This window comes from Actinomycetospora sp. (assembly GCF_055612215.1).
In genome coordinates, this window is record NZ_JBVPVA010000325.1 from 1 (window position 1) to 13,499 (window position 13,499).

The 13,499-nt window shown below is 70.0% G+C and carries 13 protein-coding genes; 4 read left to right on the forward strand and 9 right to left on the reverse strand.

The genetic code is table 11. The features are described 5' to 3' along the window. Positions 1–730, reverse strand: a 730-nt coding sequence (locus AC0CYZ_RS09310) for a RuBisCO large subunit C-terminal-like domain-containing protein (protein WP_472214535.1), incomplete at its 3' end; no start/stop codon positions are given. Positions 731–743: 13 nt separating this feature from the next. Beyond that, the gene (locus tag AC0CYZ_RS09315) at positions 744–1,943 is read right to left on the reverse strand and encodes a 2-keto-3-deoxygluconate permease (RefSeq protein WP_472214537.1); all 1,200 of its coding nucleotides are present in this window, start codon (positions 1,941–1,943) and stop codon (positions 744–746) included. Between the two features lie 350 nt (positions 1,944–2,293). Here AC0CYZ_RS09315 and AC0CYZ_RS09320 point away from each other — a divergent pair, with 350 nt between their 5' ends. After that, positions 2,294–3,064 carry a DeoR/GlpR family DNA-binding transcription regulator gene (locus AC0CYZ_RS09320; RefSeq protein WP_472214539.1) on the forward strand — a complete coding sequence of 257 codons (771 nt, stop codon included), beginning with the start codon at positions 2,294–2,296 and terminating at the stop codon, positions 3,062–3,064. An 84-nt stretch (positions 3,065–3,148) separates the two neighbouring features. Here AC0CYZ_RS09320 and AC0CYZ_RS09325 read toward each other — a convergent pair whose 3' ends face one another. After that, complete coding sequence (locus tag AC0CYZ_RS09325; RefSeq protein ID WP_472214541.1) at positions 3,149–3,844, reverse strand: LysR family substrate-binding domain-containing protein; 696 nt, start codon at positions 3,842–3,844, stop codon at positions 3,149–3,151. Between the two features lie 43 nt (positions 3,845–3,887). Here AC0CYZ_RS09325 and AC0CYZ_RS09330 point away from each other — a divergent pair, with 43 nt between their 5' ends. Beyond that, positions 3,888–4,283, forward strand: a complete 396-nt coding sequence (locus AC0CYZ_RS09330) for a DUF5997 family protein (RefSeq protein ID WP_472214543.1) — start codon at positions 3,888–3,890, stop codon at positions 4,281–4,283. 186 nt (positions 4,284–4,469) lie between these two features. On the opposite strand, the gene AC0CYZ_RS09335 is transcribed toward AC0CYZ_RS09330, so the two are convergent. From AC0CYZ_RS09335 to AC0CYZ_RS09345, 3 genes are all read right to left on the reverse strand, one after another. After that, positions 4,470–6,029: a DUF7379 domain-containing protein gene (locus AC0CYZ_RS09335; RefSeq protein ID WP_472214545.1), complete on the reverse strand. Its 1,560-nt coding sequence runs from the start codon at positions 6,027–6,029 to the stop codon at positions 4,470–4,472. A gap of 924 nt (positions 6,030–6,953) precedes the next feature. Further along, entirely contained in the window at positions 6,954–7,376 is a 423-nt protein-coding gene (locus tag AC0CYZ_RS09340) for a hypothetical protein (RefSeq protein WP_472214547.1), read from the reverse strand. Between the two features lie 1,034 nt (positions 7,377–8,410). Beyond that, the gene (locus AC0CYZ_RS09345) at positions 8,411–9,262 is read right to left on the reverse strand and encodes a thioesterase family protein (protein ID WP_472214549.1); all 852 of its coding nucleotides are present in this window, start codon (positions 9,260–9,262) and stop codon (positions 8,411–8,413) included. 237 nt (positions 9,263–9,499) lie between these two features. On the opposite strand from AC0CYZ_RS09345, the gene AC0CYZ_RS09350 reads away from it, so the two are divergent. After that, positions 9,500–10,090, forward strand: a complete 591-nt coding sequence (locus AC0CYZ_RS09350; RefSeq protein WP_472214551.1) for a TetR/AcrR family transcriptional regulator — start codon at positions 9,500–9,502, stop codon at positions 10,088–10,090. Positions 10,091–10,168: 78 nt separating this feature from the next. Here the strand turns inward: AC0CYZ_RS09350 and AC0CYZ_RS09355 are convergent, their stop codons facing one another. From AC0CYZ_RS09355 to AC0CYZ_RS09365, 3 genes are all read right to left on the reverse strand, one after another. Continuing rightward, positions 10,169–10,498, reverse strand: a complete 330-nt coding sequence (locus tag AC0CYZ_RS09355; protein ID WP_472214553.1) for a branched-chain amino acid transporter permease — start codon at positions 10,496–10,498, stop codon at positions 10,169–10,171. Beyond that, positions 10,491–11,192 (reverse strand): AzlC family ABC transporter permease, encoded by a 702-nt coding sequence (locus AC0CYZ_RS09360; protein WP_472214554.1) that lies wholly within the window; start codon positions 11,190–11,192, stop codon positions 10,491–10,493. Before AC0CYZ_RS09360 ends, AC0CYZ_RS09355 begins: the two co-directional genes overlap by 8 nt. Before the next feature lie 94 nt (positions 11,193–11,286). Beyond that, entirely contained in the window at positions 11,287–12,222 is a 936-nt protein-coding gene (locus tag AC0CYZ_RS09365; protein ID WP_472214556.1) for a patatin-like phospholipase family protein, read from the reverse strand. Positions 12,223–12,627: 405 nt separating this feature from the next. Between AC0CYZ_RS09365 and AC0CYZ_RS09370 the strand changes: the two genes are divergently transcribed. Continuing rightward, a partial coding sequence (locus AC0CYZ_RS09370; protein WP_472214558.1) for an MBL fold metallo-hydrolase occupies positions 12,628–13,499 on the forward strand: 872 nt, incomplete at its 3' end.

Here is a 13,499-nt window from a genome sequence, read left to right on the forward strand (position 1 = left end):
CGCACCGTCCACCGGCCTCGACGACGAGGTCGTGCCGCCGGCGCAGCCCCGCCAGGTCGCCGGTGATGTTGAAGGCGTACATCGTCGGGTGCCCGGTGATCTGCTCCGCCGCCCGGATCTCCTCGGTGGCCACCGCGACCCGGCGCTCCAGCGGGAGGTAGCCGGGATCGGTCATCAGCTCGTCGTCCTTGATCAGGTCGATCGAGGCGCGGGCGAGCTCCCCGACGACCGACCGGAACTGCTCCTCGGACAGCCCCACGTTCGGTTTGACGATGGTGCCGATCATCGTGCCCGTGGCGTCGCCCATGAGCCGTCGCGTCCCGGGGACACCGAAGGCCGGCCCCGGGTGCGCGTCGACGAACTCCGCCGGCAGCTGCAGGTCCAGCACCCGGCAGGCGAACAGCTCCTGCAGCTCGAACAGGTTCCCCGCGACGGCGGTCTGCAGGGTCGCCAGGTCGGTGCCGACGTTCTCCATCGGCCACTCGATCGTCACCGAGGCCGCGTGGATCTTCTCCGGGTGGGTCCTCGAGGGCAGCGACGGGCGGTGGCGGCCCAGGTCCTGCACGTCCACGACCTCTGCCCCGTGCCGTTCGTGCAGCTCCTCCGACTCGCCGGGCACCGCCACGAACGTCCCGCTGGACTGCTCACCAGCGAGGATCGCCGCGGCCCGTCCCGGCTCGATCTCCGACTCCAGGTAGTAGGTGCAGCGCACCACTCGTCCGTCACGCATCTGCTGCTCGCTCCTATCGGTCGCGGCGGACCGTCAGGTCCGACCGCGCGCTCGTCAGGTCGCTGGTCGACTGCGTCCCGGCGTGGCGGGCCCTGGTCGTGGCCGGGGCGTGGTCTCGCGGTCGGTCGGTGGCGGAGTCCTCGAGCACCGTGACGCGGGCTGCCTCGGGTGCGGTCTCGCCGGTGTCGGCGGGCACGTGGTCCAGGTGGGGGTGCAGGTCCGCGGCGAGCACGGGGTCGGCTTCCCGGCGACCGCCTGCGGGCTGCTTGAGGACCACCCGGGCCCAGAGCACGGTGATGATCGGGCACAGGATGGCGGTGACGACGATCGACGAGGCGACGAGCACGGTGGCGCTCTGCGCGGCCGGGGCGTACGCCGGATTGGCCTCGGCGACGATCGTCGGGACGACCGCGGCGTTGCCGGCGGTGGTGGCCGCGGCCAGGCCGGCGATGCCGTCTCCGCCGGTCACCTTGTCGGCCAGCAGCAACACCGCGCCACCGGCGAGCACGACGAACAGCCCGAGCACGATACCGAGCAGTCCCGCCTTCCACACCGCGGTCAGGTTGATGGTGAACCCGAGGGTGAGCCCGAGGAACGGCACGAGCGCCGGGACCGCGGGCGCCAGGAACTTGCGCATCGCCGGGTCGAGGTTGCCCAGCGCCATCCCGAGAGCCAGGGGCAGGATCGCCCCGACCAGGGCCTGCCAGGGGAACGCGGACAGCCCGGCGATGCCGAGGGTGACCATCGTGAGGAAGGGGCCGGACTCCAGGCTCATCACGCTGTAGGCGCCGACGTCGCGGTTGCGACCGAACTGGCCCATCAGCGACATGTACAGCCCGCCGTTGGTGTCGTTGAGCGCCGCCACCACCGCCAGCACCGACAGGCCGGTCAGCAGTCCGCCCGAGATCGGCGCCTCGCCCAGGAACCGGCCGGCGACGACGCCCACGAGCACGGCGAAGGCGATCTTGCTGCCGAGCAGGGTGCCGCCCTTCTTGGCGATGTAGGGCGTGGCCTTCAGGTCCAGCGTGGCGCCCAGGCACACGTAGAACACACCGAGGATCGGCGTCAGGCCGGTGAACAGCGCCCCGCTGAACGATCCGAAGAACTTCCCCGCGTCCGGTGCCAGCGTGTGGATCACCGCCCCGACGAGCAGGGGAACCAACATCATCCCGCCGGGCACCTTCTCCATGCCCGCCTTGATGCGCACAGCCATCTCGACCTCCGAACCTCGATGTTCGAATGAACATTGAATGCGGTGGACGCTAGGTGCTCGGCGAAGAAGCGTCAAGCATCTCATCACCTAGGGAAACTCGATCTTCGCAGGTCAGAAGCCTCTGACTCGGGGAGGTGCCTGGTCGTGGCCGCCTCGTTGCTGCTATGTTCGCTCGCACACCCTCTCTTCGAGAGGTGGCAGAGGCAGGAGGCCGGGATGAGACCAGTCCGTGGAGCCCGGGCAAGCGTGGGCGTCCAGGTCGACGAACTGGAGAAGCGATCGCTGCGGCATCGGGGTGGGTGCCGGTCATGAGCCTCAGGGCGATCCCGGGGCCCGGTAGCGTTGCCCGGGTGTCGCAGGACAACGCGGTGGAGGACGCGCGAAGCGCTCGTCAGCGCGACATCCTCGAGATGCTGCAGCAGACCCGACAGGTCGACGTCACCGAGCTCGCGCAGAGATTCCGCGTGTCCGGCATGACCATCCGCCGCGATCTCGCCGAGCTGGACGAGGCCGGCCAGCTACACCGGGTTCACGGTGGGGCGACCATCCGCCGCGCCCCCGCCTTCGGCTCCCGAGCCACGGTCTTGGCGGGCGAGAAGGCCGCCATCGCCCACGTCGTCGCCGACCTCGTCGAACCCGGCGCCGCCATCGGGATCGACAGCGGCACGACCTGCCACGCCGTCGCCGCCGAACTCGCCCACCGCAGCGACCTCACCGTGGTCACCAACGCGCTGCACGCCGCGATCACCGCGCGAGAGGGCGGTGGCCGGGTGATCGTGCTCGGCGGCCTCATGACCCCTGAACTGAGCCTGGTCAGCCCCGGCATCGTCCAGGAGCCGCCACAGGTGCACCTCGACCTGCTGGTCCTCGGCTGCGGCGGTCTGTCTGCGGACCGCGGCATCACCTACTTCGACCCCACCGAGGTCGAGGTCCGCCGCCTCCTCACCACGCTGGCCGACCGCGTCGTCGTCGCCGCCGACCACACCAAGTTCGACCGCAAGAAGGCCATGGTCCTGGGTCCGCTCGACCTCATCGACGTGCTCGTCACCGACCAAGCGCCGCCCGAGCCCCTCCACGCGGCCCTCGTCGCGGCTGACGTCGAGGTGGTCATCGCTCCGTGACGTGCTCCGACGTCGGGTAGGACCTACCGCGGGGGGCGACTACCGATGCGCCGCGCTGGCCCACGCCGTCCGTGTGCCCGGTGATCACGGACGACGCGCCCCTCGGCGCCGTGTCGGTCCCCTCTTCGCGCGAGTGGGGGAGCGCGGTGGCGGGTCATCTCGACGGTGGGGGGTGCGGGAACTGTTCGCTGTGCGTCCGCGGACGATTCCGATGAACTCTTCCATCAGCTCGGTGTTGTCCGCGTCCGGCCAGGTGAGGACGACGCTGGACTGCGGCGCGTCGGTGACCGGTCGGTGGGCGAGGTCGCGGCGGTGGTGCAGGCGCGCCAGCGACTGGGGGAGGACCAGCACGCCGACGCCTGCGGCCACGAGCTCGATCGCCTCGGCCGTCGTCGGGGGCTCGAATTCCGCGGCATGGCCCGGGAGGTCGCCGGGCCAGGAGAGGGTGTCGTCCTGCGGCCGGAGGACGACCTCGTCGGACAGGTCATCGAGCCCTGCCTCGTCGACCGCCGTGAGCACGTGCCCTTTCGGTACGACGGCCACGGTGGTCTCGGTGTAGAGCGGGATCGCGTGCAGCCCGGCACGGTCGATCGGCAGCCGAACCACGCCGGCGTCGACCGCACCGGCCCGGATCTGGTCCACCACCTCGTCCGTGGTCGCGCGGAGGAGCTCGAGGGGCACGCCGGGACGACGCTCGGTCCAGATCCGCTCCCATTTGCCCGGCGTGACACCGGGTACGTAGCCGAGTCGGAAGGACGCGGTCTCGCCCGGCTCCGTCACGGGCTCAGGCTAGCGACCGGGTCGGGCCCGATAATCTGGGCCGATGACGGGGCGGCAGCGGGCGACGCAGACGATGAAGCCCGCGACGGCGGCGAAGAAGCTGGGCGTGCACCTCGACGCGACGCCCGCCGAGTTCCGCGACGGCGTGGTCTCTCGCGCCGAGCTCGACGCGCTGCAGGCCGACCCGCCCGCGTGGCTGCGCGAACTGCGTCGCGACGGTCCGCACCCGCGCCCCGTCGTCGCTGACCGGCTCGGCGTGTCGATCTCCGCCCTGGCGCGGGCCGAGATCACCGAGCCGCTGACCACCGCCCAGATCGCGGCGCTCAAGGAGGAACAGCCGGAGTGGCTGCGTCGTGAGCGCACCCTCCGCGCCGAGGTGCAACGCGAGGAGGCCCGACTGCGCGCCGAACGCTCGAGCAGCGGCGGCGCCCGGTCGTAGGCCGGCGATCATTCGGGCTGTGCTGAGGGGTGACGGCTGCAGCCGTCACGGCACGGCGCCAAGGGTGACGACTCCGGACCGGCGCGCGGGCGAGTCGGGCCTAAGAGCCTCTTGTATACGGCGTCGAACCGGATCCCGCCGACATGCTTCGAGCGGTTTGGCGGACGAGGCTCACGGTCAGCTCTACTAGGGGGCAGGCGGATCGTTGAGCAGCCACTGCCTCAGGTGCTCCCACGTCTCCTCCTGGGCGAAATAGCTGCAGTGCCAGACCTCGCCGGGACCGAACGGCAGTAGATGATCCTGTGGTACTGGAAAGCCTGCGATGACGGGGTGGCCGCCCTCGACTCCGCCTGGGTCGCCCACTCCCACGGTCGGGACGGCGACGTCGTTGGGCGTATCTGCAAAGATTGCGTCGATGGCGGGGTCGATCAGCACTCCGAGGTCGTGGCCCAGGTCGAAGAGCTTTCGCAGCGAGCCGTGAGGGCGGTAGTCGGCCTCGATCGCGTAGTAGGTCAGGCCGTCGTTCGGGGTCTTGTCGAGGTCGGCGTAGAGCGGGCTGCCAGGCGTCATGGCCACGAGCCCGGGCAGGTCCTGCACGCCGTGATCGGCTAGGAGCTTGACGAGTTCGAGGATTTCTTCGAAGAGCGTGTTCGTGACGTTCGGCGGGCCTGGCGGCAGGAACCGCAGCAGATTCGTCCATCGATCCACCAGGGCACCCCAGTTCTCTGGTTCGACGATGACGGTCCCACCGTTGGGAGTCCCCGCGAACACGATCTTCCTGACAGTGATCTTGCTGTGCTCAGCCCGGGCGGCCTCGGCGAGTAGTCGGGCGACCAACCCGCCACGGGAATGGCACACGAGGTCCAGGGTGAGATGCACACCGTCCGGAATCATGTCGAGGAAGGCCTCGACGTTGTCCTGTGGGCTCACCGATGCGGTCGGGTGGTCGTAGCCGATGATCCGCCCGCCGTATTCCGTGCGCAGTTCGTCCCAGAGCTCGTCGAGAGCAGCAACGTCGGACTCGAGGAGGCCGGCGAACCCGCTGAGGCAACTGCTGAAGATCCCGTGGATGAACAACAACGTCGTCGACTCCCCGTTCAGGGAGCGCCATGCGGCGTCCGTGAGGACCCCGCCCCGGTCGAGCCCTGCACGAGGTGGGAACCAGCGCACCGCTGGCGAGTGCGCCTGTCGCTCCCAAGCCGCATAGAGCGCAGCGGAACCGTCCTCGGCGGCTCCGGCCGGGAACTCTACGACCTGGAGCACCTTGACCGCCTCGTCCGCCTCGGCCGCGCCGGCGACTGCCGGACCGGCGAGAGCACGACCCAACGGCGGGGCAGCGCTGGCGGGAGCGAGTCGGTGCGCCGGAATCCGGAACTCGACCGGGGCCCCGGGAGCAGGCGCTCCCTCGGCGTCGTCAGGCAGGTGTGGACGGTGCCAGCTGACCACCCCGGCCTCGTCGTGCACCAGCAGAACAGCGCGGCGGTCCTGACGAGGTGTCACCGCCAGGACGGCGTGGTTCTCCGACTCCGATCTCGAGGCCACGACTGAGGTCAGTGTCGATTCCATGCCCGAGTTCGCCAAGGCCCGACGGAGTTGATCGTCGACGCCCGAGGGCAACTCGTCCGGAGCCCCGCCGCCCGGCGCCGGCAACACCTTCAGCCGCCGACCGCGAATCGTCGCGGGAGGCCGCCCGTCGTCGGGCTTGTTCAGCCGTATCGCTCTCCCGCCGCGTGGATTCGCAGGCATGGCGCTCTCCCCTCGCGAGCAATGACACCGTGTGTAAGCGTCCGTGGGGAAGCCGAGAGGCCACGATAGGACGTCGGCCGGCCCACCGTTCGTATGTTCGGACTCCGCGCGAGGGCGCGATACGCCGTCTCGAGCACCATCACTCAGTCGGCTCAGCGAGTCCACTCGTGCACCGAGAAAGGGCCTGCGACGCCGCGTCAGGTAGAGCCACGGCCCATCGGTCGGCGATCCTGAGGCCGACGGGGGAGGCGACTCTCTGCCCGGTCACGGCGTGGGCCGAGCAGGCCAAGCAGAGCCCGGTCTCTGACGAAGGGCCACCGGGTCGTGGTGCTTGGGTCGATCAAGGCACGCTCGTGGTCCCGACCGAGGGAGGGCACGCAGGGAAGACGCAGACCCGGCTCGAGGTCACCGCCGAGGTCGTCGCGGCCAGCCGGCAGTGGGTCACCGCAACCCTGACCAAGGCGTCGCGCCTCGGGGGCGGGCCTCAGGTGGTGAGGACCAGGACAACGACCGGAGCGCGCTTCCGCGGCCCGGAGCAATCCGCGCCGGACCGCCGGCTCCGGGTTCCTGTCCTGCCGACAGCGACAGGACGCGAGCCGGTGGTCAAGAGTCACCGGACCGAGCCGAAGATGATCTCCAGGGCCAAGATCGGCTGGAGTAGGCGTGCCGTGGAATCACTTCGCAAGAGCCATCGACGACGACGATGTAAGCCTGTGACCAACAAAGATGGTGCGCCGTCAGGGACTCGAACCCCGAACCCAGTGGACAGGGTTCACCTCGGCTGCGATGGCCCACCATCGGCGTCTGTGCTGCTCAGCGACATGATCGATATGTAGTGATCTTGTCCTGTAGAGAGTCGTCCGTGACCATGGTGTGACGTAAGCGGTACCCAATGCGGTGCCTCCAGCTCCGTCGGGCGGTAGCTCACGTGGCTGCGTAGCCCGCAGCGGCGAAGATGAGGTTGATAACGGCGACGGGGACGAAGATGGTCGCCCACCAGCGCGCCGCTTTGATGCACGCACCGCGCCGCCAGTCCTCCTTGCCCTGAAAGATGCCCGCGTAGGCAGCAGCCCACGCGAGCACGAAAGCGAGCGTGGCCAGCCACTGGGCGTTCGCTTTCAACTGACCCGTCAGCAAGACGGCGACGAGAGTCATGGCAAGTGCTGCGGCGGCGAACGCTACCGAGAAGCGCGTAGCGAGCACGATGCACTGAAGCTTTGCTGAGGTGCTGACGGGCTCGCCGTCGACGCCTTCATCGTTATCGACGTGTTCGTTACTCTTGTCCTCGGGAAGGCGAAGGCGAGCCCGTCTAATGCGCCCATATGTAGCTCGGAGCGTGTCGGGCACGACTGCGGCTACGTCCCTGGGCCTGCGAACGTACCCGTTCTGGTAGAGCAGCGCGCGGCCACGAGGTCGAAGCCGAAAAATCCCTACTCCGCTCTGCTCGACGTCGACGATTCTGTTGGACCTCGTCAGTGTCTGCCAACGTCGCAGGTGTGGCTTCACCGTGTGCCCATAGGAGTAGCGGACAAGATGGTCGTGCCACCGGCAGCGTCGCCATTCACCCGCGACGAAGTTGAGGCACGGACCACCTCGTTGTGTTCGAGGGTAGGCGCAACGCACCGGTAAAAGGTTCCCGCGCAGGAACCAGACGGAGATGGTGAGAGCGCCGAGATAGAGAGGGAGTAGTGCGCCAACCCAGAGCGGCCACGGTATAGGTGAAACAGAATCGAGGAACTTTGCTATCCACTCCAGGGTTCCTGGGAGGAGCGAGAGGTAGTCCTTCACGAACTCCGTCCAGCCCCGTCGTTGCGTCTTTAGCCTGCTCCAGCACCTCAGTCTTACCTCGGGATCGAGCGAAGCAGTATCTGCGCCATAGAACTACATGCTGGTAATCCGCTGTGTCGATCGAACTATTCACACGTATGGTCTCTTGCAGGTCCTGTTGTCTCGAACTTCAAGCGTCCGATCAGTGGAACGTGATCGAAGGGAGAGGCGTGGAGCTCGTTTCGGGCATGCTGTCAAGGCGCCCGACCGATCTGGCTGAACATCCTAGGACCGGCGAGTCCGGAGTCTGTGGGCGATGGTCCGTCGGGCCAACGCTCCGTGACCCTCGGGGAGCTCCGGTACACTGCGCTCCCCGCCGTCCCTGTGAAACGGTCAGACTCTGGCGTCGGCCGCACATCGAGCAACTGACATAGCGCGCGGTCGCGGTCACCCCTGCCGCCACGCATGAGCACGCACCACGTGGCGCCCCGATGACCTCAGGAGCGCGCGAACGAAGACCCGTCGTGCAAGCTCCTGCGCGACGAGACCGCCGAGCGAGACCCCCTGATCCCGACGTTTCTGCCCGGGCACGGACACGTCGTCCGCGCCCGGGCTCACCGCAACCCCTCGAGGTCCCGACTCCGCCCGCGGTTCTTCGTCGATCCGGGGCGGGGCACGCAGCACAGCTGAGCTCCGCCGCTGGCGAGCAGCCTCCCCGCTTCATCCCAGACGTGTCCCTGTGCACCGAGCAGCCCCTGCGTGCCCACGGTGCACGTCTCGTCGATGAGCAGCCACGTAGCGTGCTCGGCGGGGTGGTGGAACCAGGCGGTGATGTCCAGGCTCGGGGCGATGAACGCGCCGTCTCCCACCTGGGCGTAGGCCGCGGGCCAGCCGTAGGTGTCGAGCAGGATCAGTGGGCGGGCGGCGTCGAGGAAGGGGTCGGTGAGGGTCCTGTGGGGCCGGAACCGTGTCCATTCCCGGCAGATCGGCTCGCCCGCCGTACGGGGGAGGAGGCGACGCTCGACGTTGTCCCAGAACGGGTAGCGGTCGCTGTGCGGCGCTCCAACCGGAGCGGTTCCCAGCGGGGCGGGAATTGCGTCGGCCGGACCCGGGACGTCGGGCGGCCGTACCTGCTGTACGTCGTAGCCCGCCCCCTCCGCCGCCGTGCGCACCAGGGCCTGGGCCATCAGCCGCCCGTCCTGGAGGAGCCGGACGGAGATCGCTTCGCTTCGGCGACCCGCGTGCAGCACCGTCACTTCGAGATCGGCCGCGGCGGACTTCGGGCTGCGCAGGAACTGGCAGCTGATCCCGGCGGGCCGCTTGATCGTCGAGACCTGACCGGCGGCACGCAGCGCCACCGCGGCGATGTAGCCGCCGTTGGGCCCCCAAATCTCCCAGTTCCCTGCCAGCTCGGCCCGGAAGTTCCCCTGGCCGAGAGGCCGGAGCGCGGTCGCGGTCTCCAGCATGAGCCCGGTCATCACGCGGCGCCCGGGCCGAGCCCGTGCTCAGGCGGTGCGGGGCGCCGACGGAACCCCGCGGCGTGGCCGGCCGCGCTGGTTCCGCTGTCGTCCCCGCCTGTGGGCCGGGGCCACGTAGTGTCACCGATGAGACGCATGTCCCCTCGTCAATGGTCGGGAGCGGGGCTGGCACCCACGTCTCGTGGCAGTGTTACGTATCGACGTTACGAAGGATACCCTCGTCCCATGCCGCGCGCGAAGCAACGCACGAACGATCTGCGGGAGCGGGGTGTGGCGACCGCCCTGGCAGTGCTGGCCGAAGAGGGCGTCGCGGGGCTGACCACCAGGAACATCGCTCGGCGCGCCGAGGCCTCCGTCCCGGCGATCTACGAGGTCTTCACCGACAAGACCGGGCTCATCCGTGAGGTGTACTTCGAGGGTTTCCGGATGCTCGGCGAGGCGCTCGCCGCCCTTCCGGTGACCGACGACCCCGTCGAGGGCCTGCAGCGGGTGGCGCGATCGTTTCGCGAGTTCGTCGTCACCAATCCGGTGCTGGCCCAGGTCATGTTCTCCCGACCGTTCGCGGACTTCGACCCGACGACCGCGGAGGACAAGGCCGGCGTCAAGGTCCGCAAAATCTTCGTGGATCGCGCCCGACGCGCGATCGACGCCGGCGTCCTCGTCGGCGATCCCACCGACATCGCCCTGGTGTACTTCGCGTTGCTGGACGGGCTGGCCGCGGCCGAGGCCGCCCGTCGCCTCGGGTCGTCGCCGCAATCGGTGGAGCGTCGTTGGGCGCTCGGCATCGAGACCCTCCTCGCGGGGCTCCGGCCGTGACACCGGGGCGCGCCGGCCGCGTCGCGCGCCCTCACCTCGCGGTCGGCGGAGGCCGGGTGCAGCCCTGGCGGCTCGGGCTCAGGTGACCCCGAGCGCGAGGAAGGCGCCGTACACCGCGGTGCCCGCGGCCATGCTCGTCAGGGGCTGGCGCCGCCAGAGCTGCACGGCCACGGTGACACCGATGGCGGCGAGCTCGCGCAGGTCGACCAGCAGACGGGCGACCGGCACGTCCCGGAGCAGGTAGATCACCAGGACCACCATCACCCCGGTGGGTAGGTGCCGGCCGAGGAAGTCCACGAGCGGCGACGAGCGCAGCGCGTGCACCGCCACGAATGGAGACGCTCGCAGCGTGACCGTGACGGCGGCCGCGACGAGGACCACCGCGACGAGGTAGGCGGTGTCAGGCACCGGCGACCTCCCGCGGCGGACGGACGCGGTACCGCACGATCAACGTGGCCACGAACAGACCCATGGCCACGAGCAGCATCTGGTTTGGGGCGATCCACCGAGCGAGGAGTGCAGCGGCCACCGCGAGCACCGGGTCGAGCCGGTCGCGGCTCGAGCGGATCGCCTCCACGGCGAGGACGACGAACAGTGCCGGGAAGATGAACTGGAGCGCGGGCACCCGCAGTGAGAATGCCGCTCCGGCGAGCCCGGCCACGACTCCGCCACCGACCCAACACATCTGCATCAGCAGCTGGCCCCACAGGATTCGGCCGCCGGGCGGCGAGTCGGTGGAGGGGGTGGCGTAGAGCGCGTATGCCTCATCGGTCAGCGCGAAGACCGCGTAGGCCTTCCTGAGGCGCCCCCGGACCCGTTCCAGAGGGAAGGACAGGCCGTAGAACACGTGGCGGCCATTGACCAGCACGGTGGTCACCGCGATCGCCAGCAGCGGCGCCCCGGCGACGGCCAGATTGACCAGCAGGAACTCCGCGGACCCGGCGAAGACCACCGCGCTGAACACCGGCGCCCACCACCACGACAAGCCGGAGCCGACCACCAGCAGTCCGAAGCTGGTACCGAGCAGGAACATCCCCGCCCCGACCCCGGCGACGTCAGGGGCGGCCGTGCGTAGATGGGTGAGCCACCGCCGGCTCGTCACAGCGCGACGCCGGGGTGTCGAGCGTCGAGCTCGCGGAACACGGGGGGCTCGAGAGCCACCGCCGACCCCGCTACGTGGCTCCGCAGCGGGACGGTCATGCCTCGCACGAGCCGACCATCCGTGGGACCTCACCGAGTGCGACCTCGGCGGCCTCCTGGCCGATCCGCAGCGCTTCGGTCAACAGGCCGGTGTCCGTCGAGACCCGCGAGACGGGTGGCGCGTCGTCGGGCGGGCGCACCTGCAACACCCGTCCCACCGCCTCGAGCTCGTCGAGCAGGGTCTCGGTGCTCTCGGCCTGTTCGACCCGCGCCGCCCACGGGGCGAGCACCCCGGGCGCGTGGCGGCGCAGCCAGCGCCGCACGAGGGCGTCGACGACGCTCGGGGGCTCGCCGGGGGCGTGCGCGGCGGCGTGGGTCCGCAACACGAGCAGATGCGTGGCGCCCTGAGCGAGCGCGGTGTGCACCGCGACCGGCTCGGCCAAGCCGCCGTCGACCCAGCGCCGACCGCCGAGCCGGACCGGGGGGCCGGCGATGACCGGCAACGTGGAGCTCGCCTGGATGGCGCGCCGTAATGCCTGCGGACCATCGAGCAGGGGAGCGAGATCGGTCGAGGCGCCTGTGTCGGCGTCGGTGGCCATCGGGTGGAAGCTCACCGCGCTCGTCAGGATCGCCTCGCCGGGGAAGGGCAGCTCGTGCAGATAGGCGTCGTCGACGAGGTACTCGAGATCGACCACCCGCCCGGCGCGGAGCGCCCGGCTCGGGTTGATGGACCGGCGCATCACCGAGCGGGTCACCCAAGGCGTCATCGCCTCCCGCGCACTCCCACCGACCAGCCATGCCGCGTTGATCGAGCCCGCGGAGACCCCGTACGCGTCGTCGATCAGCGCAGTCAGACCGAGGTCCTCCACCACGGCCGCCATCCCCGCCGAGAAAGTCGCGCGGCTCCCGCCGCCCTCGATCACGATCGCGACCCGGCACCCGTCCTCGCGCCCCTCGCGACGACGACGCGTCAGGACTCCCAACACGCTCACGGTGTTCCTCTCACAGGCCTGGTGACGGCGACTGCCTCGGGCCGTTGTCCGTCCGGTCGCGACCGGCGACCGAACCTGGGCGTCGCGCCTCACAGGGCAGCTCGACGGTGGTGCCCCGGCGCCGGTCCAGCCCGACGTGGCGCTGCTCCACCCGGACCACCCTGGAGCTTCTGGAAGCCGTCGATCACCCCCGCACAGGGGTAACGGTCGCACCGTCCCGATGCCAGCCTCTGGCCGATGTCACGTCGGGCACATGCCGGTCCCGGGGCACCGAGAAGCAGGACCGGCCCCTGGCCCCGCCAGCGTGACGGGCTTTGGTAGTTGGTCGCCCGACTATCGGGCGTCCTACTGTTCGGGCACACGACGTTGCGCAGGTCTCCTCGAGCTCGCGACCTGGAGGTCTCGATGGGTCAACCCGACGCGGAGCGGCTCCCGCCCTGGCTGGTGTGGCAGCAGCGGCCCTACCCCGACGCCAATCTGCTGTTCCTCCCCGGCGAGCAGCCCGCGCTGATCGACAGCGGCTACGTCGGCCACGCTTCCCAGACCGCCGAGTGGGTGCGCCGCCAGACCAGCCGGCTCGACCTGGTCGTCAACACCCACTGGCACGCCGACCACGTCGGCGCCAACGGACTTCTCCAGGCCGGCGGCGCCGGGATCGCAGCCAGCGCGCCCGACGCGTCGGCCATCGCCCGACGCGACCCTGGGTGCTGTCTCATGGAGTACCTCGATTTTCCTGTCGCCGCGTACACCGTCGACGAGCCACTCGTCGACGATCAGGTGATCCGCCTCGGGGACGCGGACTGGCAGGTCGTGCGTACTCCGGGACACACTCCGGGCCACCTCGCCCTCTGGCAGCCCGACGAACGCGTGGCCGTCGTCGGGGACGCCCTCTCCGACGTCGACGTCGGCTGGGTGAACATCGCCCTCGACGGTCCCCGGGCGACCGGTACCGCGCTCGCGTCCCTGCAGCGGCTGATGGACCTCCGACCGAGGCTGCTGCTGCCCTCCCACGGGCCGGTCCTCGCAGAGCCCGGCCGGGCCTTCCACGACGCGCTGCGGAGGGCCCAACGCCTCGTTGACGATCCTGATGGCGCGGTCTGGTACGGCGCCCGACGCAACCTCGCCTACACCCTCATGATCAACGACGGGCTGCCCGTCGACACCGTCGAGCCCGAACTCCACAGCCGGGCCTGGCTGCAGGACGCGGCCCGGCTGCTCGGCCGCACCCGCGAGGCCTTCGCCGCCGAGCTGATTGCCACCATGGAGCGCGCCGGGGG

Bases quoted from the DNA above. Each gene is read 5' to 3' on its own strand.
- AC0CYZ_RS09345 (WP_472214549.1), bottom strand. From the start codon at position 9,262: ATGCTGGAGACCGCGACCGCGCTCCGGCCTCTCGGCCAGGGGAACTTC.
- AC0CYZ_RS09315 (WP_472214537.1), bottom strand. From the start codon at position 1,943: ATGGCTGTGCGCATCAAGGCGGGCATGGAGAAGGTGCCCGGCGGGATG.
- AC0CYZ_RS09350 (WP_472214551.1), top strand. From the start codon at position 9,500: ATGCCGCGCGCGAAGCAACGCACGAACGATCTGCGGGAGCGGGGTGTG.
- AC0CYZ_RS09330 (WP_472214543.1), top strand. From the start codon at position 3,888: ATGACGGGGCGGCAGCGGGCGACGCAGACGATGAAGCCCGCGACGGCG.
- AC0CYZ_RS09335 (WP_472214545.1), bottom strand. From the start codon at position 6,029: ATGCCTGCGAATCCACGCGGCGGGAGAGCGATACGGCTGAACAAGCCC.